Raw genomic sequence first — 22,381 nt, 5'->3', positions numbered from 1 at the left:
GCGGACCGAACCAGCCGCAACCGTCCGCACCCGGGCGGATCTCCGCATCCCGGAAACGGATGCCACGCCGCACGGGCGGATCTCCGCATCCCGGAAACGGATGCCACGCCGCCTGGGCGAATCACTGCATCTCGGCAACGGATGCCACGCCGAGATGCGGACATCCGCCGAAACGCGGACCGAACCACCCGCAACCGTCCGCACCCGGGCGGATCTCCGCATCGCGGCAGCGGATGCCACGCCGCCCGGGCGGATCTCCGCATCCCCGCAACGGCCCCGACCGATGCGACCCCGCGTCCGCGCGTAGGCTCGAAGGATGACCACGCTCGCCGCGCCCACCGCAACGGTGCTGCCGCGGGCGGAATGGGAGCAGCGCGAGCGCGCGCACCAGGATCGCGCCGACGCGCTCACCGCCGGCCGCCGGGCCCGCGTCGCTCGCGGCGAGACCCACCCGGTCGACGACTTCCTCTACACGTACTACGCGTACAAGCCGGCCGTGCTGCGTCGCTGGCATCCCGGAGCCGGCGTCGAACTGGCGGATGCCGCCGACACCGAGCGGGCCGGGTGGCGCTGGTACGCCCCCGGCGCCGACGCGGGGAGCCTGCGCGTGGACGCCCGGGGGTTCGAGACGGAGAAGGCGCAATTGGCGACCCTCTGCGAGCGGATGCTGCGGCTGACCGCCGCGCGCCCAGGCCAGTTCGGATGCTTCGGGCTGCACGAGTGGGCCATGGTCTACCGCGCCCCGCACCCGCGTCACGCCGTGCCGCTGCGCCTCGGCTCGTCTGGGACCGATGCCGTCGTCGAGGCGCACGAGTTGCGGTGCACCCACATCGACGCGTTCCGGTTCTTCACCGACGACGCGGTACCCCGCAACCGCTTCACACCCACGCGCGCCGACCAGCCGCAGCGCGAGCAGCCGGGGTGCCTGCACGCAGGCATGGACGTGTACAAGTGGGCGGTGAAGCTCGGCCCGCTGGTGCCCGGCGAGTTGCTGCTGGACGCCTTCACCCTGGCCCGCGAGATCCGCGAACTGGACATGGCCGCCTCACCGTACGACCTCGCCGACTGGGGTGTGATGCCCGTCGCCATCGAGACCGCCGAGGGCAAGGCCGAGTATGTCCGGCGCCAGCGCGGGTTCGCTGAGCGCGCGAATGCGCTGCGTGCGGCGATCCTCGCGGCGTGGAAGCCGGCTCAGCCGACCGCCTGACACGACGGACAGGGAAGCAGACCGCCCGGCGCGAGCTGCAGCCGCAGCAGGGTGACGCGGGTCGCTGCTTCCTCCAGCCGCTCCGCCGCGAGCGTCCCGTTGTCGACGGCGGCCGCGATGCCGTCCACGATGCGCCCGGCTGTCCCGGCATCGGAGAGCATGACGGCCATGACCATGTCGTTGCCGGCGGCAAGGGCGGCGACGGCATTGGCGACCGGGTCGGCGTACCGCGCCTCTCCGGTGTTCTGCAGCATCCCGAGGTCGTCGGTGATCGCCACCCCGTCGAAGCCGAGGTCCTCGCGGGCGATGCGGTGCCACTCGGCCGACATCGTGGCCGGTTCGGCATCCACCGCTGTGTAGATGAGGTGCCCGAACATGAGCAGCTCGGCTCCCGCATCGATGCCGGCCCGGAACGGCACGGCATCCGCCTTCTCCCAGGCGTCACGGGAGAGATCCGTCGTCGGCAGCATGTGGTGTGAGTCCCCCGGTGCCGCACCGTGTCCGGGGAAGTGCTTGAGCGTGCTCGCCGCGCTCCCTCGCTCGCCCTGAACGGCGGCTGCGACCCGCTCGGCGCTGCTCTGGGGCGTCGTGCCCAGCGCACGGCGGAAGATGAAGCTGCCGGGGTCAGCGGTGAGATCGGCGACGACGCCGAAGTTGACGGTGGCACCCGCGCGCTGCAGCAGCGCGCCTCGTGCCGTGAACGCCTCCTCCGTCACCGGCGTCGGAGCGTCCTTCAGGGTGGCGGCTCCAGGCAGGTCGTCCCACGGGAGTCGGGTGACGTCGCCGCCTTCCTCGTCGATGCCGATGAGCGGCGGCAAGGCAGGGTCGGTGACCAAGGCGTCGGTGACCGCGCGCAGCGCGACTTCGTCGGCCGGGATGTTCGCCCCCATCAGGATGAACCCGCCCAGCCCTGTCGCCGTCATGTACTCGCGCAGCGCGGCTGCATCCGTCGTGGGGATGTGTCCCATGACCACGGATGCCGCACGCTCGCGTGTCGACATCGCCGACACCAGCCGCTGCGCGTGCGCGCTGGTCGCCGCCGCGTCCGGGGGCGCGACCCTCACGCCCGCGGACGCGGGGTCGGGATCGGGGGTGGCGGCGGCAGGCGCGGCTACCACCCCGAGTACTGCGACGGCGGCGGCCGCGATCGCCAGAAGTCTCACGGCGCGCGGCATGCGGCCAGTGTACGGGTGGCCTCCGACAGCGGGCTGGGCGGCTGCTGTCAGACGGGGACGACGGGTTGGCGCAGGATCGTACGCAGCTTCGCGGGCTCGACCCTGCGGAAGTCGCTGAGGTAGATCTCGTGGTGCCTGCCCGTCATGCGCAGGCCCTCACCGGGGATGAACTCATCGTGCATCCGCGCGAGCACGTCCCCCTCGTCGTCGAACGAACCGATGTGCAGGGTCTGCACGCACCTGCCCTCCGCGATGGTCTCCCACCGGAGCCGCTCGAGAGCGGTGGGCGCAGGCGATTTGGCGGCGACCGCCGCGACGGCATCGTCGATCATCTCGCGGTCGATCCATTCGGGCACCATCATCAACGCCGTCCACCGCCACGCCGACTTGTCGCGGCGCTCGGTGAAGGCCGCCATGTCGTCCGCCCACCACTGCGCCTCGAGCGGTGGCACGACGTAGTCCCGGTCAAGCCGCCCCTTGCTCGCGAACTTCAGCTTGTAGGCCACCGGGTAAAGGGCGGCGATGGCGTCGCCGAACCCGGCGGAGGTGTTCGGATCGCCCTCCCCGTCGATGGCGAGGTAGCGCAGGGGCGGCACGTCGACGATGCGGAAGACGCCCGCCTTCGCCCGGTAGGCATCGATCGTCTTCGTGAAGTCGACTTTCATCGTGCCCTGATCCTGGCACGCGACGGCTTCGCGCGCTCCCCTGATAGCCGCAGGCAGGCGCGGCCGATCATCCCGCGCGTTCGGTCGCGCCGCTCCTGTCCTCGGGCACGGCGAGCACTCGGCCCATGGCGAGTACGGCGCCCCGTTGCAGCACGTCCAGCTGGGCGGGGTTGTAGAGCTCCGGCACAGCCTCGCCGAGCGCCTGCGCAACCACCGCTCCCCGGCGGGTGAGCCCCGCCGAAGGCAGCTCCCTCAGCCACGGATAGTCGTGGAAGTTCTGTGTGAAGACCTCCGCGTATCGTGCGACCAGGGCGTCCCGCGCCCGCTCGTCCGCGTCGGCCGGCAGCTGCTCGAGCGCTGCGCTGAGATCGTCCGGGTCGTCCTCCACCATCTTGCGCACGTCGTCCAGCGCGTCTTCGTCGAGCAGCCGTGTGTAGAGGTGCGGGACGGACCGATCCGTCTCCGAGACGCGGGATGCCACGGATTCGAACCCCGCGGGGGCGTCTGCGGGAGCCTTGTCCCGCAGAATGGCGGCGATGCTCGCGCGCGCCTGCTCGAGCCGCTCGATGCTCGCCTGCAGCTCGGCGTCGAGCTCGCGCAGCGATTCGGTGCTGGTTTCCTCGCCCGCGCTGACGGCCGGGATCTGCGAGAGCGCAAGACCCAGTGCGACGAGCCGACGAATGCGCAGGAGCCGGACCAGGTGCTGCACGTCGTACTGCTTGTAGCCGTTGTGGGTCCGCTCGGGTTGCTCGAGCAGCCCTACGCGGTGATAGTGGCGAATGGTGTTCACCGTCGTCCCGGCGATATGGCCGAGCTCACTCGTGCTCCACGGCATCCCTACTCCCCTCCTCTTCCCTCGTCGATCACGCTACTGGCCGGCCGAGGGCGGGACGCGTCCTCGAACAGCGGCAGCCCGACGTCTCCCGGCGACAGTTGCTGCGCGGCGGCCGGACCCGACGACGACCGCAGAAAGTCCCACGCCGTCGAAAACTCCCCGTTGCGGAGGGAATCGTCCGGCTCACGAGGCGACGAGGAGCTGTGAGACGCGGTCGAGCGCGCCAGGCACCAACTTGTAGTACGCCCATGTGGCTCGCTTGCTCCGCGTGAGGAACCCGGCGGTGGTGAGAATCTTCAAATGATGCGACACGGTCGGCTGACTCAGGCCGACCGGCTCGATCAGGTCGCAGACGCATGCTTCCGAGTCTTCGGACGCGGCCACGATCGACAGGAGACGCAGGCGGGCAGGGTCAGCGAGTGCCTTCATGGTTGCAGCGAGCTGCTCAGCCTCCTCGGCTGTCAGCGGCTCCCGCATCAGGGGCGTGCAGCACGCCCCGGCGGCGATGTCGGTCACGTCGAGCGTCGAGGTCATACATCGAGGATAGTCGATATTGACAGATGTCGATAGATGCTCGAAGATTCAAAATATCGAAGTTCATCGATATCTGTTGGAGGATGTTGTGACCCTGCTCGACCTGACACCCCGCGTCACTGAGGACAGTCGACTTTTCACTCTGCCCGTGGCGATCATCGGCGGTGGGCCCATCGGGCTCGCCGCCGCGGCGAACCTGGCCGAGCGCGGCATCGACTTCCTTGTCTTCGAAGCGGGTGGTGACGTGGCGGCGAGTGTCCGCTCGTGGGGACACACCCGACTCTTCTCTCCGTGGAAGCACCTGGTGGATCCCGCCTCCCGTCGGCTGCTGGAGGAGCGCGGGTGGCAGCTGCCCGACCCGGAGCGTGCACCGACCGGTGCGGAGCTGGTGGAGAAGTACGTCGTCCCGCTCGCGGCGCTGGACGAGCTCGCCTCCCGCATCCGCCTCGGGGTTGAGGTGATCGGCGTATCTCGCGAGGGGATGGACCGCACCCGCACAGCGCGCCGGGCGGCGACCCCGTTCGCCGTACGGATCAGGACCGCAGACGACGAGGTGCAGGACATCGCCGCTCGCGCGGTGATCGACGCATCGGGCACCTACCTCTCTCCCAACTCGCTGTCTTCCAATGGCCTGGAGCTACTGGGCATGGGCGACATCACCGACCGAGTCACGCCTGCTCTCCCCGACGTGCTCGGCAGGGACCGGGCCATGTTCGCGGGCCGGCGGATCACCGTCGTGGGCGCGGGGCACTCCGCCGCGAACACACTGCTCGCCCTGGTGAAGCTCGCGCGCGAGGAAGCCGGCACCACGGTGACCTGGATGATCCGCAACGCGAAGGCAGTACGCGTCTCCTCCTCGCCGGATGACCAGCTGGTCGGACGCGCGGACCTCGGAAGCCGCGTGGACCGGGCCGTCGACCGCGGTGACATCGCACTCATCGACGGATTCGAGATCATTCGCGCGCGTCGCGGCGGCGAGGCCGTCGAACTGGTCGGTCACCGCCGCGGCGAGGTCGTCACCCACGACACCGACATCGTGGTCAACGCCACCGGGTTCCGCCCGAACCTCGAGATGCTGCGCGAGATCCGCCTCGACCTCGACGAGATCGTCGAGGCGCCCAAGCGGCTCGCTCCGCTCATCGACCCGAACGTCCACTCCTGCGGAACCGTCGAACCGCACGGGTTCCGTGAGCTCACCCACCCCGAGCAGGGCTTCTTCATCGTCGGCATGAAGTCATATGGGCGCGCGCCGACCTTCCTGCTCGCCACCGGCTACGAGCAGGTTCGCTCCGTCACGGCATGGCTCGCCGGAGACACCGCCTCAGCATCCCAGGTCGACCTTGTCATTCCCGCAACGGGTGTGTGCTCGACCGACGCCGGCAACGGGGGTGGATGCTGCTCGTGATCCGGGTCCGTGAGATGACGCCCGCGGATTGGCCGGATGTCGAGCGGATCTACGCGCAGGGCATCGAGGAGGGCGAGGCGACGTTCGAAGTCGCCTCGCCCACCTGGCAGACCTTCGACGCGGGCAGACTCGCGACCATGCGGCTGGTCGCCACCGACGAAGCGGGCCGGGTGATGGGATGGGTGGCGGCATCCCCGGTCTCCGCGCGGCCCGCCTACCGCGGCGTCGTGGAGCACTCCGCGTACATCGATCTTGCATAGCACGGATCCGGGGTGGGGCGGCAACTCCTCGGCGAGTTCATCGCCGCGGCAGAGACCGCCGGAGTGTGGACCATCCAATCGAGCATCTTCCCGGAGAACGCCGGGAGCCTGCGGCTACACGAAGGGATGGGGTTTCGCGTGATCGGGCGACGCGAGCGGGTCGCCCGATCCGAGATGGGCGCCCATGCGGGGCAGTGGCGCGACACGGTCCTGGTCGAGCGGCGCAGCGCACGAAACGGCATCGGCTAGCCGATGGACGACACGCAGATCCGCAGGCACCTCACCAGTGTGCGGCGACTCATTCTCGACATCATCGCCACCGAAGGGCCGGTCGCGCCGGAACGCATCGTGACCGCCTGGGCAGCCGCGCGCTCCACCGCGAGTCCCCGGCACCGCCAGGCGCTTCCTCGCATGGCGGCCGAGACTCTGTGGCGGCTAGAGAATCTCGAATGGGTTGCGGCGGGTCCGGACGGGTACCGCCTCACGCCCCTCGGTGACCATGCACGGAGAACCGGGAACTTCGCCCGCTGACTGACGTCGTGCGCTCACCCTGCGTTCATATCAAGAGCCTTCCCTGTGATCTCGGATAGAGATTCATGTACCTGACGCACAGCCGGGTTGGAGAAGCTATGACGCCTCCAGAGCTGCAAGTTGAACATTGGGTGACCAACGCTCGGTGAGCTTGGCTGCTGATTCGAGATCCTTCAATATAGAAGCATGTCGAAACAAGAGGCGGAGCTGGTCACCATCGGGTCTGGCCCGGCAGGACACACGGCCGCGATCTACGCTGCTCGCGCGAACCTGCCGCCCGTGGCGATCGCGGGATCGGTGGCGACGGGCGGTGCCCTGGTGACGACGACCGAGGTCGAGAACATCGAAGCTGCTTACCCGACCAATGCTCAGGAGGTCTTTGCGTGACCGCTCTCACCGTCACCGACGCTACGTTCCACGACGAGGTCCTCAACTCCGATCTGCCCGTTGTGGTGGACATCTGGGCTGTCTGGTGCGGACCGTGCCGCCAGGTCGCGGCATTGCTCGACCAGCTCGCAGCCGATTTTGACGGGCGTGTGAGGATCGTCAAGGTCGACGCTGACCAGAACCCCGACACCATGATGTCCGCCGGTGTCACCTCGATCCCGACGCTCGGGTTCTATCGCAACGGGAAACGGGTCGACGTCCTCATCGGCGCGCACCCGAAGCCCGTCATCGCAGCGAAGATCGAGGAGTTGCTCGCATGACCGCCGCGCCCGTCGCCGCAGCCCGCACTGCGCCGAAGCGGCTCTCCACGCTCGACAAGTGGCTGCCGCTCTGGATCGGCCTCGCAATGGTCGGGGGGCTACTGCTCGGCCGTTTCGTCCCTGCGCTGTCGGATCTGCTCGGCCGGCTGGAGGTGGCCGGGATCTCGGTGCCGATCGGGCTCGGATTGCTGGTGATGATGTATCCGGTGCTCGCGAAGGTCCGATACGACAAGGTCGCTGCCGTCACGGGCGACAAGAAGCTGCTCGTCTCCTCTCTGATTCTGAACTGGCTCGTGGGGCCGGCGGTGATGTTCGCCCTGGCATGGATCTTCCTGGCCGATGTGCCCGAGTACCGGACGGGCCTGATCATCGTGGGTCTCGCGCGTTGCATCGCGATGGTCGTGATCTGGAACGATCTCGCCTGCGGCGACCGTGAGGCTACCGCCGTGCTCGTCGCGATCAACTCGGTCTTCCAGGTCGTGATGTTCTCCGTGCTCGGATGGTTCTACCTCACCGTCCTGCCCGGTTGGCTCGGTCTGGACGCTCAGGGGCTGGATGTGTCAGTGTGGCAGATCGCGCTCAACGTGCTGGTGTTCCTGGGCGTCCCGCTCGTCGCCGGGTTCGCGTCGCGGTGGATCGGTGAGAAGCGTCGAGGCCGCGTCTGGTACGAGGAGACTTTCCTTCCGGCGATAGGTCCGTGGGCTCTGTACGGGCTGCTGTTCACGATCGTGCTGCTCTTCGCGCTGCAGGGCGACGCAGTCCTGGCCAACCCGCTGGATGTCGCGCGGATCGCACTGCCCCTGCTGCTCTACTTCGGGTTTATGTGGTTCACCGGCTTGCTGCTCGGCAAAAGCATCGGCCTGGGGTATGCGCGCTCCACGACGCTCGCATTCACCGCCGCAGGCAACAACTTCGAGCTTGCCATCGCTGTCGCGATCGGCACCTTCGGAGCCGCCTCCGGACAAGCACTCGCCGGCGTCGTCGGACCCCTCATCGAAGTCCCCGTCCTGGTGGGCCTCGTCTACGTCTCGCTCTGGGCAGCTCGGTCCTGGTTCCACACCGACCCGTACGAAGGGAGCGCCTCATGACGGGTGTGATCGACACGGAGACGTGCTCACCGACGATCAGCCACGCCATCGGCCTGGACGCCGCAACGACCGTCGCGGGCGCCCTGAAAGCGATCGCCGACCCGCTGCGGCTGCGCATGCTCTCCGCGATCGCGACCGACCCGCGCGGTGAGGCCTGCGTGTGCGACCTCACCGAACTTGCCAACGTTTCCCAACCCACGATCTCGCACCATCTGAAGGTGCTCAAAGAGACCGGGATGCTGCTGTCCGAGCGGCGCGGCACATGGGTCTACTACCGCATCGCCCCCGCTCGCCGGGGCGCCGTCACCGCGCTGCTGGACGCGTTCGCACCGGCCGCGGCACTCGACACCGTGGAAGACGAAACCGAGCGCACCAAAACCCTGCAGACTATGGACGCGCGCGTTACACGTCTCGCCGAGGAACTCGCAGACGAGCTGCCCGACCTGAGCCGGGACCTCGTCATCGCCATCGTCCGGGAGTCCTACGCAGGCCTGGTCCGGTCGGCCAAGCTGACCCGGCACATCATCCCGCTCACCGAACGATTCGCCCGCCAGCGTCTCGCCGACCTGACCCGCGACCGAACGACCGGTCGCCCCCAGGTGCTGTTCGTGTGCGTGGCGAACGCTGGCCGCTCCCAGCTCGCCGCGGCGCTCGTGAACCGGCTCTCCGACGGCAAGGTCGTGGCACGCTCGGCAGGATCGACGCCCGCGGCGGACGTGCACCCGCACGTCCGCGCACTCCTCGCCGAGATCGAAGGAGAGCGGCCAGCCGAAGCGGCGTTCCCGAAGCCGCTCACCGACGACGCCGTCCGCGCCGCCGACGTGGTGATCACCATGGGGTGTGGCGACGTGTGCCCGATCATCCCCGGTGTCCGCTACGAGGACTGGGCCGTCGGCGACCCGGCACTGTCCTCGCCCGAAGGCGCGGCCGCCATCCGTCACGACATCGAGCGCCGCGTTCGCGCACTACTGACCACACTCACCGACTGAAAGAAACACATCGCACATGGCCGTCCACAAACCGTCCGTCCTCTTCGTCTGCGTCCACAACGCCGGCCGCTCCCAGATGGCCGCCGGCTGGCTCCGCGACCTCGCCGGGGACCGCGTCGAAGTCCGCTCCGCCGGATCCATGCCCGCCGACCGCATCAACCCGGTCGCCGTCGAGGCGATGCGAGAAGTGGGCATCGACATCACCCTCGAACAGCCCAAGATCCTCACTACCGAGGCCGTGCAGGCGTCAGATGTTGTCATCACGATGGGATGCGGTGACGCCTGCCCGTTCTTCCCGGGTAAGCGCTACGAAGACTGGAAGCTCGACGACCCGGCCGGGCAGGGTATCGATTCCGTGCGCTCGATCCGCGACGAGATTCGCGTCCGCATCGAGCAGCTGGTGTCAGAGCTGGTGTGACGGTCGCTCAGTTTTCTCTTCCCATCTGCGCTCTTCGAGGTCAGTGACCGGCGCCAAGATTCCCGGTCAATCGACCGTGAAGCGCCGCTGCGGTGTCGTTGAGGCCCTCAATAGTCACGGTCTTGCCGCGGTTCTCGTACTTGGTGACGATCGCGTCCAGTGCGGCGACGGTAGAGGCGTCCCAGACGTGCGATCGGCTCATGTCGATCACCACCGTCTCGGGGTCGTCCGCGTATTCGAACTGCGTGGTGAGGTCGTTGCTGGACGCGAAGAACAGTTCACCGTCCACGGCGTAGTGCGCTGTAGCGCCGGTGTCGTCGATGGTGCGGGTGACGGTGACGAAGTGGGCGACGCGGCGGGCGAACATGATCATCGCGGCGATGACTCCGAGAATGACCCCCACGGCCAGGTTGTGGGTCCACACGGTGGCAATGACGGTGATGAGCATGACGGCCGTCTCGCTCTTCGGCATCCGCTTGAGGGTGCTGAGACGGATGCTGTGCCAGTCGAACGTCGCGATTGACACGAGGATCATCACGGCCACGAGGGCGGCCATCGGGATGATGGCGACGACATCTCCGAGGGCGAGGATCAGCACGAGCAGGAACACGCCGGCGAGGAAGGTCGAGATGCGGGTGCGGGCACCGGAGGCTTTGACGTTGATCATCGTCTGCCCGATCATCGCGCAACCGCCCATGCCCCCGAAGGCACCGGAGAGAACGTTCGCTGCGCCCTGGCCGAGCGCTTCACGGGTCTTGCGGGAGTGAGTGTCAGTGATGTCATCGACGAGTTTCGCGGTCATCAGGGACTCGAGCAGTCCGACGACGGCCATGGCGAGGGCGTAGGGCGCGATGATCTGGAGCGTTTCGAGCGTGAGGGGCACGTTGGGGATGAACAGCTCCGGCAGGCTCTTGGGCAGTTCGCCCTGGTCGCCGACGTTCGGGACATTCCAGGCGAACACCACGACCGCGGCGGTGAGCAGAACGATCGCAACCAAAGGAGCGGGGATCACCTTCGTCAATCGCGGCATCAGGTACATGACCAGCAGCCCCACGACAACGAGCGGGTAGACGAGCCACGGGACGCCGATGAGCTGCGGGAACTGGGAGGTGAAGATAAGGATCGCGAGCGCGTTCACGAATCCGACCATCACCGAGCGGGGGATGAAGCGCATGAGCTTGGCCACGCCGAGCAGAGCGAGGATGACTTGGATGAGCCCGCCGAGAAGGACGGTGGCGATGAAGTAGTCCATGCCGTATTCGCGGGCGACAGGGGCGATGACGAGCGCGATCGCGCCGGTCGCGGCGGTGATCATCGCGGGACGGCCGCCGAGGAACGCGATTGCGACGGCCATGACGAACGAGGAGAACAGGCCGACGCGGGGGTCGACGCCGGCGATGATCGAGAATGCGATTGCTTCCGGGATCAGTGCGAGGGCGACGACAAGACCAGCGAGGACTTCGCGGGTGAGCAGGCGGGGGCTGCGCAGCGCCTGCATGACGGTGGGTTCGGTGCGATAGCGCGACGCGGCATCGCGGGTGGGGGTGACGGCAGTCATATGCCCTCCGAAGGTTGGGCTCTCTCGTGAGAGCGGGGATAACGAGTGGAGGCGCGCAACGGCACGCAGGCGTCGGTCAGTCCGACGCGGGAAGATGGGAGTTCGAGCGCGAGAGCCGCGCCGATCTCGACTCTAACGTAACGTGAGTGTTGCGAGGAATCGCCAGGAGGCTGACCTGTGACCAACGAGGAAACCATGCGGATCGGTGAGGTTACCGAGCGCACGTCTCTGTCGTTGCGCACTCTCCGGCACTGGGAGGATGCGGGACTTGTGGCGCCGTCCGCGCGCACCGAGGGCAACTTTCGGCTTTACACCGAGAAAGACGTTGAGCGGTTACTGCTCATCCGGCGGATGAAGCCACTCGGATACACCCTCGATGAGATGCGCGAGCTCCTGGACATCGTCGACGCACTCGCCATCACTCCGCACGACGCTCTACTGCGTGCCCAACTCGATGACATCCGAAAGGCTGCCGCGCTGCGACGCGAGAAGCTCACCGAGCAGCTCGCCATGGCGGACGAGTTCGTGGAGCTGCTCGACCGCCTGTGACGTGGATGAGCGGGGAAATGATGGGGTGCGAATCGAGGGTTCCCGGGGCGGAGACCTCCTAGCTGAGCCTCAATCACGAATCGGGCGCTGCCAGGGGCTCTAACCCGGCCGCGCCGGTAGGCGATGCGGGCGCAGGCCACGGCCTCGTCGGCAGGTACTGTCTTCGGGCTCGGCCCGCCACTCCTTCTGGCGCTCGATGAGATCGGCAACCTCGCGCCGCTGCCGTCTTTGCCCGTCCTGATGGCGGAAGGCGGCGGCACGGGGATCACCACGATGCGCTCGAGTCAGCGATCAACGCGCCGGGTTCCGATCATGCCGCCCGACGTCATCCGGACGCTGCCGTACGGCACCGCGCTCCTGATGCTGAGAGCCGCACCGCCGATCGTCACTCGCATGCGGGAGTGGGGCTCTCGCTAGCTATGTCACAACGGCATATGAATGCCAGCTCTTGGACGATGGCCGACGGCGACATGACGATCACCGAGATCGCCGACCTCTGCCAGATCGGCCGCTCCAGCGTCTACCGGGCATCAGAACGACACGCTGCGCGGACGGCTCGCGTGAGCGGTCCGCTCCCCTAGCTGGAGTACCTCTGGCGCCGGGGGTCGGCTCTCCATGAGCGCTTCGGTTGCATCCGCCGGTATCTTGCGTAGCAATACAGTGCACTGCTACCTTGTGCCGCATGATAGCCATCAGCGATCCGGTGCCGCAGCTTCGCCGCGGGGTCGTGGAGCCGTGCATCCTCGGCCTTCTTTCGAAGGAGCCGATGTACGGGTGGCAGCTCGCGGATCGCTTGATCACCGACGGCGGGATCATCGGCAGTATCGGGACCCTCTACCCCGTGCTCACGCGCCTGCGAGAGCGGGGCCATGTCACGACCTACGAGGTGCCTTCGGAGAACGGCCCAGCACGCCGCTACTACGAGCTGACCCCTGCCGGTGAGCAATCACTGGATCAATTCCGACAGGGCTGGGCCGCGTTCACGGCCTCAGTCGTCCGCTGTATCGAACCTGGGACGGACTCATGAACAACACCACCGTCAACGCGTACCTGCGGGAGTTGGACTCCCTCCTGGAAGACGTCGATGCTGAGACTCGCTCGAGCCTCGTCGACGGCATCCGTGAGGAGCTCGCTGGGCTCAGCCCCAGCGAAGCAGCCGATCGGATCAGGCTGATCGGCGACCCCGCCTACGTGGCGGCCAGCGCCCGGGTTTCCGAGCCTGCACGGCGGAACAGCGATCATGGCCAGGTGCCTGTCACCGAGCGCAGCTGGTACGTCGCCTTGACAGCCGTACTCATCACGATCGGGGGTTTCATCGTCCCTTGGGTCGGCTGGATCGCGGGCATCGTCATGCTGTGGATCTCGCGAGCGTGGACCACGCGGGAGAAGTGGATTGGGATGCTCGCGCTTCTCGCCACCGCAGCAGCGGTGGTCGCAACAGCGATGCCGGGCGTGGTGCCAGGGCTGGATCCGACGGGCAACGCACTCATCTGGCCGGCCATCGTGACGCTCTACGTGCTCGCGGCGCTGCTGTACTCGCTCACAGCAGCCGTGCTCATAGTGGGCCCCCTCCGGCGGCGCAGGCAGATCCGACGGTCACTGGTTTGAACCGTCGGCCACTGTGGGCAGGGCGTCATGCATGTCGCGGTCTGTCAAGCAATCATCCTTGGTAGCGACCCACAAGTCCGACTCATAGCTTCATCCTCAAGGGGCTGCCATCAGGTGCACCCATGGAGGAGGAACAATGAAGTTTCGGGACAAAATGCGCAAGGCAACCGTGGCCGGCGCTGCAGCCGCGCTCATCGTGGGGATCTGCTCGTTCGCTTCGCCAGCGTTGGCGAGCACGACCACTTCCCCGGCCGACCAGACCGCCGAGATGGAGGCGAGCATCACCACCTTCCTGACGGAGCGCGGCGTGCCCACCACCACTCAGGACGCCCTGGTCGACAAGCTGCTCAGCGGCGAGCCGCTCGACTCCATGACGGGCGCCGCGCCGGTGTCCACGAACACGACTGTCGAGTCGGGTTCGAAGTCACCGAGAACGTCTACGCCGACGGATCGGTGAGCATCAACCGCATCGAGATCGCCAAGCCGGCACCAGCACCCGGCACGATCACACCCTTCGGCGTCAGCGGGTGCAGCACCAGCAATGGCAGCGGCGTGGTCCGCAAGACGAACTGCCTCATCGACCGCTGGGACGGTATCGTCCAACAGAACTTCCGGGCGGACTTCACCTTCGTCAACAACGGCTACGACCGGATCGACTCGATCTACAGCCAGAGCTCCGTCGTCTACGGGGCGCGATCGTGGAAGCAGGAGTCCTTCTCGATCGGAAAGAGGTACGAGAACGCTTCCGGTCCTGCGCGCGCGGAGTACCGGATCAGCGCCGACACGGTCCTCGGAACGTTCAGCTACGGTCTGGGGCTGCGCGTCGGCGCCAACATCGGCGGACAGCAGTACACCTTCTAGGTCGCTGCAACACCCCGAGGGGTGCGCCCTGCGCCGATACCGGGCGGAGCGCACCCCATCTTTATTTGGGCGTTGAGCCTGGATGAGCGCGCTCTCGGAACACGAGTACCGCGAGATCCGCATCGAAGCTGCCCAACGGCTCGCCATCCTGCTTCGGCACTTCCGTCAGGCACGCGGACTGTCCCAAGAACGCGTCGCTCAGGAAGCGGGACTTGCCCTGTACACGTACAGCTGCTTGGAGCGGGCCACGACCCCATCGGGCGGGGTCGCAAACCCGACGCTCGACACCCTCATCAGGGTGTTGCACGCGCTCGAGGTGCCGGAGGTGAGACTCGACTGGGTGATCGAGCCTGCCGATGGGATCGACGCGGCATGAGCGACACAGAAGTGCTGTCGATCCCCACGCGATCGTGTCCGTAAGGGGATCCCGAGCTCGGCATCGTCGCCACCGCGATCAGCCAGCGCAAGCGGGTCTGGCTGGAGGACGACGGCCGGCTCATGACGGACGACTAGAGCCGCAGCGCTGGCAGACCGGCGCACCGCGGTCTCGCCCGACCCCCTCCGAGCGGAGCTTCAGTAGCCGTGCTCGCATGTCCGAGGGCAGGCCCGCACCGTCTCCGCCGACCATCATCAGAGGCTGCGCTTAACCCCCCTGCGCCGCCGATGGTCTTCGTCGCGTCGGGCGTCGAGGCAGTCACGGCCGCAGCGGGGTGGCGACACGCGGCCTATCTGCGGCTCGTGGTGCTCGTCCTGGACGCCATGTCTCAGACATACACGGCGATCACCAACCGGGCTATGCATGGCCTGGCCCACAAGTCTTTGTGCGTTGCGAGTGCAGACGCGATGCCTTCTGGGCCTTCGTCAGCTCCAAATCCTCTGCCACCGCGTCGGAAGCAGCAGGCCGCGGCTTCCGGGGCGGCGGGCGCGGAAGGGCGCGGCACGGGCACACCGCAGGCGGGGCGCTGCGGCCAGGAGCGCCTGGGGCCATCTTGTGGCGGGGCATCAGGCGGCGGCGGCTTCCAGCTCGAGCGTCCACGCACGCACGCGCTCCTTCGAGTAGCGCAGGTGCTTGCCCATCTTCAGCGGCGTGGGCCCGATGCCCTTCGCCTTCCACTCGTAGAGGGTGTTGACGGGAATCCGCGCCCAGATCGACAGCTCCTTGATCGTGAGGAGGTCAGGGAGTTCGTCGAGCGTCATCGAGCGCAAGAGAGTCTCGACTCGGAGAGGGACGGGGTCTGGGAGGCGTTCGTGCTCATGGGACCCACATGCACGGTATTGCGCGATCTTGGTGGTCGCATCGATTTGCCCCCCAGTCCCTCACGGTCATTACGAGGGAATAACGGGGACTTGGCATCTCATGCGGGCGCCGGAGAAACGAAAAACCCCCGGTAGACCGGGGGTTTTTGGTGGACCTGAGGGGACTCGAACCCCTGACCCCCTGCATGCCATGCAGGTGCGCTACCAGCTGCGCCACAGGCCCAGACGATGCTCGCGCTTTCGCGCGGCAACTCGTTAAGCCTACAACACGTCGGCACAGGGAACCGAATCCGCTGCGATGTCCGGGCGTGTCCGTAGAGTGACCCGCATCCGACCGGAAGAGGTGCGACATGGCAACCCTGGGCAACATCACCTTCTACGCGGACGACCCCCGCGCGCTCTCCCATTTCTGGGCGGGCGTCTTCGGCTATCCGCTGCTCGAATGGGAGGACCCGATGCGGCGGCAACTGCTCGACGCCGGGCTCACCGAAGAAGATCTTGGCACGCGCGCTCTCGCCGAAGACCCGGCCCGCGTCGGCCCCAGCTCTTCTTCCACCACGCCGATGGCCCGAAGCGGGGGCGCAACCGGATTCACCTCGATGTGCAGACGGTCGCCGAAGGGCGACCCACCCGCGCGCAGCTGGATGCGGAAAAGGATCGCCTCGTCACGCTGGGCGCCGAGGTCGTCAGACTCGTCGATCAATCGTGGGGACCGTGGCCGGAACTGTATTACCAGCTACGCGATCCCGAGGGCAACGAGTTCTGCCTGCAGTGAGCCTCAGTCGGCCGATGTCGTGGCGGGGAGCTCGACCGGGATGACCGGGCAGTCCTTCCACAGCCGCTCGAGGCCGTAGAACACGCGCTCCTCCTGGTGGAAGACGTGCGCGACGAGGTCGCCGAAGTCGAGGAGGATCCACCGAGCCTGCTCGCGCCCCTCACGACGCAGGCGCTTGTGTCCCGCTTCGAGCAGCTTCTCCTCGATGCGGTCGGCGATCGCGGCGACGTTGCGCTCGCTGTTGCCCGAGACGATGAGGAACGCGTCGACGAGAGGCAACGGCTCGGAGACGTCGAGTGCGACGATGTCCTCTCCGCCGGTGGCAACGGCGGCTTGCGCGGCGATCTGGACCATGTCGATCGACTGGGCGCTGGCGGTCATGAGAAGACTCCTGTGGTGATGGCGAAGATGAAAACGCCCACGACGGTGATCAGAAGCGCGCCCGCGGTGATGGCGAGGGCCATCATGAGACGGCCGCCCCTCTCCGGGGCAGGCGGCTGGATGATCTCTCCGGCGCTCTTGGACGTGCTGATCGCCGCGCTCGCGGCGATCGGGGTGGGTGAGGATGCCGGCGGCAGTTCCCCGTCGATGAGGACGGCATCGATGTCCTTGCCGTCGGCGACGCCCGGCGCGTGACCCCGTGATCCGAGGCCCTCGGGCAACTCGAAGGTACCCGTGATCAGCACCTCGCCGGTCGCGGTGACGGGGCCGACCAGGGGGCCGGACGTGGGCGTCTGCGAGAGGATCAGCGCATTGGATGCCGTGAGCGATCCGGCGCCGGAGCCGCGACCGAGCAGGTTGTCGAAGGATGCCGGCAGCTCAACGGCATCGGCCTGGCCCTCGAGCAGCTCGGCTCCGAGCGCGCTGTTGACGACGGGGCGCTCTTCGACCACGTCGAGGGCGGGGTCCTCGGCGGCGGGCGCTGCGGTGGCGGGCGCCTCGACAACGGGCGCTTCTTGAACAGGAACCTCGACGACAGGAGCTTCCTCGACGACAGGAGCGTCCTCGACAACGGTTGCCTCATCGACCTCCGCTTCTGATGCGGCGGTGTCGGCCGCGGCGGCCTCTTCGCTCTCTTCCGCAGCTGCCTGATCCGCCTGCACGTCGGGGGCGGCCATCAGGTCGGGAGTGATGACGGGCACCGACGCCGTGCGGATGCGCTCCTGCTGCCGCGCCTGGCGGCGGGTGAGCGGGCTGGCTGCGAGGTCGACCTCGGAATCGGGCTGGGGCGCGGGAGGAACCTCGGCGGGGGGCGCCGGCTTCGGCAGCGGAGCCGCCACGACCGCAGGCTCGACAGAGGGCTCATCGCCGGTGATGATCGGTGTCGCCGCCGTGTTGCGCAAGTCACGCAGCTGCTTGCGCGTCAGCGGCGGAGTGGGCTGCTCGGGTGTGCTCATGCCTGGCTCCGATAGAGGTGGTGCTTCGCAATGTATTGGACGACGCCGTCAGGGACCAGGTACCACACCGGGTATCCCCGATGTACGCGGTCGCGGCAGTCCGTGGACGAGATCGCCAGTGCCGGCACTTCCAGCTGGCTGACGCCCTCGGCGGGCAGGTCCTCGATGTCCAGCACGTGGCCGGGACGGGATACGGCGACGAAGTGCGCGAGACTCCACAGTTCTTCGTGGTCGCGCCACGTGAAGATCTGGGCGATCGCATCGGCGCCGGTGATGAAGAAGAACTCCGCGTCGGGGCGCTGCACTTTCAGATCCCGCAAGGTGTCCGTGGTGTACGTGGGACCCCCGCGGTCGATGTCGACGCGGCTGACGGTGAACCTCGGGTTGGATGCCGTCGCGATCACCGTCATGAGATAGCGGTGCTCCGCGGCCGACACCTGGTGCTTCTGCCAGGGCTGCCCCGTAGGCACGAAGATCACTTCGTCGAGGTCGAGCGACTGGGCGACCTCGCTGGCTGCGACGAGGTGGCCGTGATGGATCGGGTCGAACGTCCCACCCATCACACCGATGCGCGGCGCACGCGGAGAAGTCATGCACCCGGCCTAGTGGTGGCCGTGCCCCGCCTGCGTGAGTTCCTCGCGGTGCGCCCGCGCGTAGGCCTCGGCCTTCGGGGCGTGCCGGTTGGCGACGTTGCGGTACGAGAGCGTGACCAGCCCGAGCAGCAGGAAGATCGCGAGGGCCACGATGCCGTAGCCGACGTTGTCGAAAAGGCCGACGTGGTGTTCCGTCTCCGCCGCGGCGAAGGCGGTGATAGAGGCGAGGTTCATAGGGGCTCCGTTCAGGATGCTTGGGGGCGCGCGCTCTCCAGCTTATTGCGTCAGGAGCGCACCTGCCCGCCGCCACGGGCGAGCCACTTGACACTGGTCAGCTCAGGAAGGCCCATCGGGCCCCGGGCGTGCAGCTTCTGGGTCGAGATGCCGACCTCAGCGCCGAACCCGAACTCTCCGCCATCCGTGAAGCGCGTCGAGGCGTTGGCCATGACGACAGCGGCGTCCACCTCGGTGAGAAAGCGCTCGGCGCGGGCCTCATCCGCCGTGATGATCGACTCGGTGTGCTGGGTGGAGTAGCGCCGGATGTGGGCGAGGGCCTCGTCGAGGTCGGGCACGACGCGCATCGAAAGGTCGAGGCTCATGTGCTCGAGCGCGTATTCGTCCTCGGTCACGGGCACCACGTCGGGCGCCAGGCTCCGCGTCGTGTCGTCCCCGTGCACGGTGACACCCGCCTGCTGCAGCGCCGTGACGACCGGCGGGATCAGCCTCTCGGCGGCGTCGGCGAGCACCAGCACGGTCTCGACGGCGTTGCAGACGCTCGGGCGCTGCGCCTTGGCGTTGACGACGATGTCGCGGGCCCAGTCGGTCGGCGCGGTGGAATCCAGCACGATGTGCACGACCCCGGCGCCGGTCTCGATCACCGGCACCGACGACTCCGTCACGACCGTCTCGATCAACTGGGCGCTGCCGCGCGGCACGAGCACGTCGACCAGGCCGCGGGCCTGCATGAGCTCCCGCGCACCCTCTCGTCCGAAGTCGTCCAGCGTCTGCACGGCCTCGGGATCGATGCCGCGGGAGGCGAGAGCACCGCGCATCGTGCGCACGAGGGCGGCGTTGGAGTGCTCAGCAGCCGTGCCGCCGCGCAGCACCACCGCGTTGCCGGCGCGCAGCGCGAGCGCGGCGATGTCGACGGTCACATTCGGTCGCGCCTCGTAGATCGAGCCGACGACGCCAAAGGGCACCGACACCTTCTGCAGGCGCACCCCGCCGCCGATCACGCGCTCATCCAGCACACGGCCCACCGGATCAGGCAGCGCCGCCACCTGGCGCACCGCCTCGGCGAGGGCGCCGATGCGCGCGGCATCCAGCCGCAGCCGGTCCTGAAGCCCCGGCGCCATCCCCGTCGCGCGGCCGCGTTCGAGGTCTTCGGCGTTGGCTGCGACGATCTCGTCGACAGCGGCGTCGAGGGCGTCGGCGATCGCGTGCAGCGCGGCGGCCTTGTCCTCGTCGCTCAGCAGGGCGACGCTGCGCGAGGCATCCTTGGCGAGCTGCATCCGCTCGCGCGCCGTCGTCGGCACGGTGAGGGTGGTCATCGGCTCAGTTTAGTCGTGGGCGGCGGTGGTCGGGACGGCGCCGGTCCTCGGCGCGGACCCGCTCGGGTCGGGTGCGAACCAGGTGCCGATGTCTTCCCCCATAAGGGCGGCACCGACGAGGTCCGCGCTGGTGACCAGCACCCCGATCCCGGATGCCGCGGCCAGCCGGGCGGCGGAGACCTTCGTCGCCGCTCCCCCGGTTCCGACGCTGTTGACGACCACCGACCCGAACTCGAATCCGCTCAGATCGTCGTCGAAGGCGACGTGCCGGATGGGCTCCGCCCCCGGCTCCGAAGGCGGACGCGTGTAGAGGCACTCGATGTCGCTGAGCAGCACCAGCGCGTCGGCACCGACCAGACTCGCCACCAGTGCCGCCAACCGGTCGTTGTCACCGAAGCGGATCTCGTGCGTCGCCACGGTGTCGTTCTCGTTGACGATCGGGAGGATCCGGAGCCCGAGCAGGCGATCCATGGCACGGCGCGCATTCGAGCGCGGCGTGGGGTTCTCGAGATCGCCCGCGGTCAGCAGCACCTGGCCGGCGACGACGCGGAATGCCCGCAGCGCCTCCTGGTAGCGGTAGATGAGGATGTTCTGGCCCACCGCCGCTGCCGCCTGCTGCGTAGCGAGGTCGGCGGGGCGTTCGTCGAGGTCGAGGAAGGGCATGCCCGTCGCGATCGCACCGGACGACACCAGCACGACTTCCACGCCGCGCGCGTGCGCGGCCGCGAGAGCCTCGACGATCCCCTGGATCTTGCCGGCGTTGTCCCCGCTGATCGACGACGAGCCGACCTTGACCACGAGCCGGCGGGCCGTGCGGATCCCGGAGCGATCCCGCGCTGTCACCGCGAGGTCTCCTCGTTTCGCTCTGCGCGGCGCTCGGCCTCGAGGTCTGCGCGGGCCTCAGCCTTGGCATCCATGCGCTCGTGATAGCGCTCGCGACGCTGCGACGTGGTGCGGCGCGGGTTGAGGTCCAGTCGCGGATCGGTGCCTCGCGGCGCTGTCATGAGCTCCGCAGCGGAGGTCATGGCCGGATGCCAGTCGAACACGATGCCGTCGCCCTCGCCGATGACGACGGTGGATCCGGCCTGCGCGCCCGCCTTGAACAGCCCGTTCTCGACGCCCAGCTTCTCCAGGCGGTCCGCGAGGAAGCCCACGGCCTCCTCGTTCTGGAAGTCCGTCTGCTGCACCCACTTGACCGGCTTCGCGCCGAGCACCCGGTAGATGTTGCCGTACGTGCCGCCTTCGACGCGGATCTCGAACTCCTTCTCGGAGCCCTTCGGGCGGATGACGATGCGCTCCGGCGCCGGGGTCGCCGCCAGGTGCGCGCGGTGCTGCGCCACCACGTCGCCGAGCGCGAAGGTGAGCTGACGCAGACCCTCGTGGCTGACGGTGGAGATCTCGAACACGCGGTAACCGCGGGCTTCGAGGTCGGGACGCACCAGATCGGCGAGCTCCTTCGCCTCGGGCACGTCGATCTTGTTCAGCGCCACCAGCTGGGGGCGCTCGAGCAGCGGGATCTGTCCCTCGGGCACCGGGTAGGCGGCGAGCTCGGCGAGGATGACGTCGAGGTCGCTCAGCGGGTCGCGACCCGGCTCGAGCGTGGCGCAGTCCAGCACGTGCACGAGAGCCGTGCACCGTTCGACGTGCCGCAGGAACTCCAGGCCCAGGCCCCGCCCCTCGCTGGCACCCTCGACGAGACCGGGCACGTCGGCGACGGTGAACCGCACCTCGCCCGCCTGCACGACACCCAGGTTCGGGTGCAGCGTCGTGAACGGATAATCGGCGATCTTCGGTCGCGCGGCGGAGACCGCGGCGATGAGGCTGGACTTGCCGGCGGACGGGAAGCCCACCAGGGCCACGTCGGCGACCGTCTTCAGCTCGAGCTGGATGTCGCCTTCCCACCCGGGCGTGCCGAGCAGGGCGAACCCGGGGGCCTTGCGCTTGGGGTTGGCCAGCGACGCGTTGCCCAGACCACCCTGACCGCCGGGGGCGACGACCACGCGGGTGCCGGGCTCGACCATGTCGACCAGCGTGTGGCCGGCGGCGTCTTTGACCACGGTGCCCACCGGGACGGGCAGCTCGAGCGATTCCCCGTTGGCGCCCGAGCGGTGGTCGCCCATGCCGAACCCGCCGTTGCCGGCGGTGCGATGGGGCGAGTGGTGGTAGGACAGCAGCGTCGTCACCTGCGGGTCGGCGACCAGCACGATGTCGCCGCCGTTGCCGCCGTTGCCGCCGTCGGGACCGGCGAGCGGCTTGAACTTCTCCCGCTTGACCGAGACGCAGCCGTTGCCGCCCTTTCCGGCGCGCAGATGGAGCGTCACTCTATCGACGAAGGTGACCATGGACTGCTCCTCAGCTGTCGGTACAAACAGGCGAGGGGCGAGCCGTAGCCCGCCCCTCGCCGAGATTCAGTGCGATC

27 protein-coding genes, 1 tRNA gene and 3 pseudogenes are annotated in these 22,381 nt (G+C 68.1%); 17 read left to right on the top strand and 14 right to left on the bottom strand.

Features of this window, described 5'->3' with window-relative positions; genetic code table 11:
• Positions 1–316: 316 nt before the first annotated feature.
• The gene (locus tag NQ165_RS01780) at positions 317–1,207 is read left to right on the top strand and encodes a 3-methyladenine DNA glycosylase (RefSeq protein WP_257530714.1); all 891 of its coding nucleotides are present in this window, start codon (positions 317–319) and stop codon (positions 1,205–1,207) included.
• Here NQ165_RS01780 and NQ165_RS01775 read toward each other — a convergent pair.
• The 4 genes from NQ165_RS01775 to NQ165_RS01760 form a co-directional block, all read right to left on the bottom strand.
• Positions 1,192–2,382: a glycoside hydrolase family 3 N-terminal domain-containing protein gene (locus NQ165_RS01775; RefSeq protein ID WP_257530712.1), complete on the bottom strand. Its 1,191-nt coding sequence runs from the start codon at positions 2,380–2,382 to the stop codon at positions 1,192–1,194. The two genes, NQ165_RS01780 and NQ165_RS01775, sit on opposite strands and share 16 nt — an antisense overlap.
• A 47-nt stretch (positions 2,383–2,429) precedes the next feature.
• Positions 2,430–3,047 carry a GyrI-like domain-containing protein gene (locus NQ165_RS01770; RefSeq protein WP_257530710.1) on the bottom strand — a complete coding sequence of 206 codons (618 nt, stop codon included), beginning with the start codon at positions 3,045–3,047 and terminating at the stop codon, positions 2,430–2,432.
• A gap of 67 nt (positions 3,048–3,114) precedes the next feature.
• Positions 3,115–3,882, bottom strand: a complete 768-nt coding sequence (locus tag NQ165_RS01765; protein WP_257530708.1) for a MerR family transcriptional regulator — start codon at positions 3,880–3,882, stop codon at positions 3,115–3,117.
• 183 nt (positions 3,883–4,065) lie between these two features.
• Positions 4,066–4,416 (bottom strand): metalloregulator ArsR/SmtB family transcription factor, encoded by a 351-nt coding sequence (locus NQ165_RS01760; RefSeq protein ID WP_257530706.1) that lies wholly within the window; start codon positions 4,414–4,416, stop codon positions 4,066–4,068.
• Positions 4,417–4,504: 88 nt separating this feature from the next.
• Here NQ165_RS01760 and NQ165_RS01755 point away from each other — a divergent pair, with 88 nt between their 5' ends.
• The 8 genes and pseudogenes from NQ165_RS01755 (at position 4,505) to NQ165_RS01720 (ending at position 9,814) form a co-directional block, all read left to right on the top strand.
• A complete protein-coding gene (locus NQ165_RS01755) occupies positions 4,505–5,821 on the top strand; it encodes an NAD(P)-binding domain-containing protein (protein WP_257530704.1) in 1,317 nt (438 codons plus the stop codon).
• Positions 5,822–5,835: 14 nt separating this feature from the next.
• Positions 5,836–6,330, top strand: a pseudogene (locus NQ165_RS01750) (GNAT family N-acetyltransferase).
• A gap of 3 nt (positions 6,331–6,333) precedes the next feature.
• Positions 6,334–6,612, top strand: coding sequence for a hypothetical protein (locus NQ165_RS01745; protein ID WP_257530702.1), 279 nt, complete (start codon positions 6,334–6,336; stop codon positions 6,610–6,612).
• Positions 6,613–6,798: 186 nt separating this feature from the next.
• Positions 6,799–6,954, top strand: a pseudogene (locus NQ165_RS01740) (thioredoxin-disulfide reductase); the annotation flags it as partial.
• Between the two features lie 41 nt (positions 6,955–6,995).
• A complete protein-coding gene (gene trxA, locus NQ165_RS01735; protein ID WP_257530700.1) occupies positions 6,996–7,319 on the top strand; it encodes a thioredoxin in 324 nt (107 codons plus the stop codon).
• On the top strand, positions 7,316–8,407 hold the full coding sequence (gene arsB, locus NQ165_RS01730) for an ACR3 family arsenite efflux transporter (RefSeq protein WP_257530698.1): 1,092 nt from the start codon (positions 7,316–7,318) through the stop codon (positions 8,405–8,407). The genes trxA and arsB overlap by 4 nt, the downstream gene beginning before the upstream one ends.
• On the top strand, positions 8,404–9,396 hold the full coding sequence (locus NQ165_RS01725; protein ID WP_257530696.1) for a metalloregulator ArsR/SmtB family transcription factor: 993 nt from the start codon (positions 8,404–8,406) through the stop codon (positions 9,394–9,396). The genes arsB and NQ165_RS01725 overlap by 4 nt, the downstream gene beginning before the upstream one ends.
• Positions 9,397–9,412: 16 nt before the next feature.
• Positions 9,413–9,814, top strand: a complete 402-nt coding sequence (locus NQ165_RS01720) for an arsenate reductase ArsC (protein ID WP_257530694.1) — start codon at positions 9,413–9,415, stop codon at positions 9,812–9,814.
• A gap of 40 nt (positions 9,815–9,854) precedes the next feature.
• Here NQ165_RS01720 and NQ165_RS01715 read toward each other — a convergent pair whose 3' ends face one another.
• Positions 9,855–11,372 (bottom strand): SulP family inorganic anion transporter, encoded by a 1,518-nt coding sequence (locus NQ165_RS01715; protein WP_257530692.1) that lies wholly within the window; start codon positions 11,370–11,372, stop codon positions 9,855–9,857.
• 195 nt (positions 11,373–11,567) lie between these two features.
• Here NQ165_RS01715 and NQ165_RS01710 point away from each other — a divergent pair, with 195 nt between their 5' ends.
• The 7 genes and pseudogenes from NQ165_RS01710 to NQ165_RS01680 all read left to right on the top strand — a co-directional run bounded on the left by NQ165_RS01710 (position 11,568) and on the right by NQ165_RS01680 (position 14,766).
• On the top strand, positions 11,568–11,921 hold the full coding sequence (locus NQ165_RS01710; protein ID WP_257531708.1) for a MerR family transcriptional regulator: 354 nt from the start codon (positions 11,568–11,570) through the stop codon (positions 11,919–11,921).
• A gap of 168 nt (positions 11,922–12,089) precedes the next feature.
• Positions 12,090–12,335, top strand: a pseudogene (locus tag NQ165_RS01705) (TraM recognition domain-containing protein); the annotation flags it as partial.
• A gap of 268 nt (positions 12,336–12,603) precedes the next feature.
• Positions 12,604–12,948, top strand: coding sequence for a PadR family transcriptional regulator (locus NQ165_RS01700; RefSeq protein WP_257530690.1), 345 nt, complete (start codon positions 12,604–12,606; stop codon positions 12,946–12,948).
• Entirely contained in the window at positions 12,945–13,529 is a 585-nt protein-coding gene (locus NQ165_RS01695; protein WP_257530688.1) for a hypothetical protein, read from the top strand. The genes NQ165_RS01700 and NQ165_RS01695 overlap by 4 nt, the downstream gene beginning before the upstream one ends.
• A 136-nt stretch (positions 13,530–13,665) precedes the next feature.
• The gene (locus tag NQ165_RS01690) at positions 13,666–13,986 is read left to right on the top strand and encodes a hypothetical protein (RefSeq protein WP_257530686.1); all 321 of its coding nucleotides are present in this window, start codon (positions 13,666–13,668) and stop codon (positions 13,984–13,986) included.
• Positions 13,983–14,390 carry a hypothetical protein gene (locus NQ165_RS01685; protein WP_257530684.1) on the top strand — a complete coding sequence of 136 codons (408 nt, stop codon included), beginning with the start codon at positions 13,983–13,985 and terminating at the stop codon, positions 14,388–14,390. Before NQ165_RS01690 ends, NQ165_RS01685 begins: the two co-directional genes overlap by 4 nt.
• Positions 14,391–14,472: 82 nt before the next feature.
• Entirely contained in the window at positions 14,473–14,766 is a 294-nt protein-coding gene (locus NQ165_RS01680) for a helix-turn-helix domain-containing protein (RefSeq protein WP_257530682.1), read from the top strand.
• 626 nt (positions 14,767–15,392) lie between these two features.
• On the opposite strand, the gene NQ165_RS01675 is transcribed toward NQ165_RS01680, so the two are convergent.
• A complete protein-coding gene (locus NQ165_RS01675) occupies positions 15,393–15,587 on the bottom strand; it encodes an AlpA family transcriptional regulator (RefSeq protein WP_257530680.1) in 195 nt (64 codons plus the stop codon).
• Positions 15,588–15,794: 207 nt separating this feature from the next.
• A tRNA-Ala gene (locus NQ165_RS01670) sits at positions 15,795–15,870 on the bottom strand.
• 75 nt (positions 15,871–15,945) lie between these two features.
• On the opposite strand from NQ165_RS01670, the gene NQ165_RS01665 reads away from it, so the two are divergent.
• The gene (locus NQ165_RS01665) at positions 15,946–16,422 is read left to right on the top strand and encodes a VOC family protein (RefSeq protein WP_306816359.1); all 477 of its coding nucleotides are present in this window, start codon (positions 15,946–15,948) and stop codon (positions 16,420–16,422) included.
• A 3-nt stretch (positions 16,423–16,425) separates the two neighbouring features.
• On the opposite strand, the gene rsfS is transcribed toward NQ165_RS01665, so the two are convergent.
• Genes rsfS through obgE form a run of 7 tightly spaced genes read right to left on the bottom strand, consistent with a single transcriptional unit; the run spans position 16,426 to position 22,304 of the window.
• A complete protein-coding gene (gene rsfS / locus NQ165_RS01660) occupies positions 16,426–16,803 on the bottom strand; it encodes a ribosome silencing factor (RefSeq protein WP_257530676.1) in 378 nt (125 codons plus the stop codon).
• Positions 16,800–17,819: a hypothetical protein gene (locus NQ165_RS01655; RefSeq protein ID WP_257530674.1), complete on the bottom strand. Its 1,020-nt coding sequence runs from the start codon at positions 17,817–17,819 to the stop codon at positions 16,800–16,802. The genes rsfS and NQ165_RS01655 overlap by 4 nt, the downstream gene beginning before the upstream one ends.
• Positions 17,816–18,412 (bottom strand): nicotinate-nucleotide adenylyltransferase, encoded by a 597-nt coding sequence (nadD, locus tag NQ165_RS01650; RefSeq protein WP_257530672.1) that lies wholly within the window; start codon positions 18,410–18,412, stop codon positions 17,816–17,818. Before nadD ends, NQ165_RS01655 begins: the two co-directional genes overlap by 4 nt.
• A gap of 9 nt (positions 18,413–18,421) precedes the next feature.
• Positions 18,422–18,646, bottom strand: coding sequence for a hypothetical protein (locus NQ165_RS01645; protein ID WP_257530670.1), 225 nt, complete (start codon positions 18,644–18,646; stop codon positions 18,422–18,424).
• A gap of 50 nt (positions 18,647–18,696) precedes the next feature.
• Positions 18,697–19,962, bottom strand: a complete 1,266-nt coding sequence (locus tag NQ165_RS01640; protein WP_257530668.1) for a glutamate-5-semialdehyde dehydrogenase — start codon at positions 19,960–19,962, stop codon at positions 18,697–18,699.
• A 9-nt stretch (positions 19,963–19,971) separates the two neighbouring features.
• Positions 19,972–20,805, bottom strand: a complete 834-nt coding sequence (gene proB, locus NQ165_RS01635) for a glutamate 5-kinase (RefSeq protein ID WP_257530666.1) — start codon at positions 20,803–20,805, stop codon at positions 19,972–19,974.
• Positions 20,802–22,304, bottom strand: a complete 1,503-nt coding sequence (gene obgE / locus NQ165_RS01630) for a GTPase ObgE (RefSeq protein WP_257530664.1) — start codon at positions 22,302–22,304, stop codon at positions 20,802–20,804. The genes proB and obgE overlap by 4 nt, the downstream gene beginning before the upstream one ends.
• Positions 22,305–22,381: the final 77 nt, after the last annotated feature.

Source organism: Microbacterium sp. zg.Y1084 (assembly GCF_024623595.1).
GTDB classification, from domain to species: Bacteria; Actinomycetota; Actinomycetes; order Actinomycetales; family Microbacteriaceae; genus Microbacterium; species Microbacterium wangruii.
The sequence above is the reverse complement of the archived record's forward strand: the minus strand, read 5'-3'. Positions and strand labels throughout refer to the sequence as shown.

What these genes read in the sequence shown, in the direction of transcription:
- NQ165_RS01780 (WP_257530714.1), top strand. Translation starts at nt 317, where the DNA reads ATGACCACGCTCGCCGCGCCCACCGCAACGGTGCTGCCGCGGGCGGAA.
- NQ165_RS01775 (WP_257530712.1), bottom strand. Translation starts at nt 2,382, where the DNA reads ATGCCGCGCGCCGTGAGACTTCTGGCGATCGCGGCCGCCGCCGTCGCA.
- NQ165_RS01770 (WP_257530710.1), bottom strand. Translation starts at nt 3,047, where the DNA reads ATGAAAGTCGACTTCACGAAGACGATCGATGCCTACCGGGCGAAGGCG.
- NQ165_RS01765 (WP_257530708.1), bottom strand. Translation starts at nt 3,882, where the DNA reads ATGCCGTGGAGCACGAGTGAGCTCGGCCATATCGCCGGGACGACGGTG.
- NQ165_RS01760 (WP_257530706.1), bottom strand. Translation starts at nt 4,416, where the DNA reads ATGACCTCGACGCTCGACGTGACCGACATCGCCGCCGGGGCGTGCTGC.
- NQ165_RS01745 (WP_257530702.1), top strand. Translation starts at nt 6,334, where the DNA reads ATGGACGACACGCAGATCCGCAGGCACCTCACCAGTGTGCGGCGACTC.
- arsB (WP_257530698.1), top strand. Translation starts at nt 7,316, where the DNA reads ATGACCGCCGCGCCCGTCGCCGCAGCCCGCACTGCGCCGAAGCGGCTC.
- NQ165_RS01725 (WP_257530696.1), top strand. Translation starts at nt 8,404, where the DNA reads ATGACGGGTGTGATCGACACGGAGACGTGCTCACCGACGATCAGCCAC.
- NQ165_RS01720 (WP_257530694.1), top strand. Translation starts at nt 9,413, where the DNA reads ATGGCCGTCCACAAACCGTCCGTCCTCTTCGTCTGCGTCCACAACGCC.
- NQ165_RS01715 (WP_257530692.1), bottom strand. Translation starts at nt 11,372, where the DNA reads ATGACTGCCGTCACCCCCACCCGCGATGCCGCGTCGCGCTATCGCACC.
- NQ165_RS01710 (WP_257531708.1), top strand. Translation starts at nt 11,568, where the DNA reads ATGCGGATCGGTGAGGTTACCGAGCGCACGTCTCTGTCGTTGCGCACT.
- NQ165_RS01700 (WP_257530690.1), top strand. Translation starts at nt 12,604, where the DNA reads ATGATAGCCATCAGCGATCCGGTGCCGCAGCTTCGCCGCGGGGTCGTG.
- NQ165_RS01695 (WP_257530688.1), top strand. Translation starts at nt 12,945, where the DNA reads ATGAACAACACCACCGTCAACGCGTACCTGCGGGAGTTGGACTCCCTC.
- NQ165_RS01690 (WP_257530686.1), top strand. Translation starts at nt 13,666, where the DNA reads ATGAAGTTTCGGGACAAAATGCGCAAGGCAACCGTGGCCGGCGCTGCA.
- NQ165_RS01680 (WP_257530682.1), top strand. Translation starts at nt 14,473, where the DNA reads ATGAGCGCGCTCTCGGAACACGAGTACCGCGAGATCCGCATCGAAGCT.
- NQ165_RS01675 (WP_257530680.1), bottom strand. Translation starts at nt 15,587, where the DNA reads ATGACGCTCGACGAACTCCCTGACCTCCTCACGATCAAGGAGCTGTCG.
- NQ165_RS01665 (WP_306816359.1), top strand. Translation starts at nt 15,946, where the DNA reads ATGTCCGGGCGTGTCCGTAGAGTGACCCGCATCCGACCGGAAGAGGTG.
- rsfS (WP_257530676.1), bottom strand. Translation starts at nt 16,803, where the DNA reads ATGACCGCCAGCGCCCAGTCGATCGACATGGTCCAGATCGCCGCGCAA.
- NQ165_RS01655 (WP_257530674.1), bottom strand. Translation starts at nt 17,819, where the DNA reads ATGAGCACACCCGAGCAGCCCACTCCGCCGCTGACGCGCAAGCAGCTG.
- nadD (WP_257530672.1), bottom strand. Translation starts at nt 18,412, where the DNA reads ATGACTTCTCCGCGTGCGCCGCGCATCGGTGTGATGGGTGGGACGTTC.
- NQ165_RS01645 (WP_257530670.1), bottom strand. Translation starts at nt 18,646, where the DNA reads ATGAACCTCGCCTCTATCACCGCCTTCGCCGCGGCGGAGACGGAACAC.
- NQ165_RS01640 (WP_257530668.1), bottom strand. Translation starts at nt 19,962, where the DNA reads ATGACCACCCTCACCGTGCCGACGACGGCGCGCGAGCGGATGCAGCTC.
- obgE (WP_257530664.1), bottom strand. Translation starts at nt 22,304, where the DNA reads ATGGTCACCTTCGTCGATAGAGTGACGCTCCATCTGCGCGCCGGAAAG.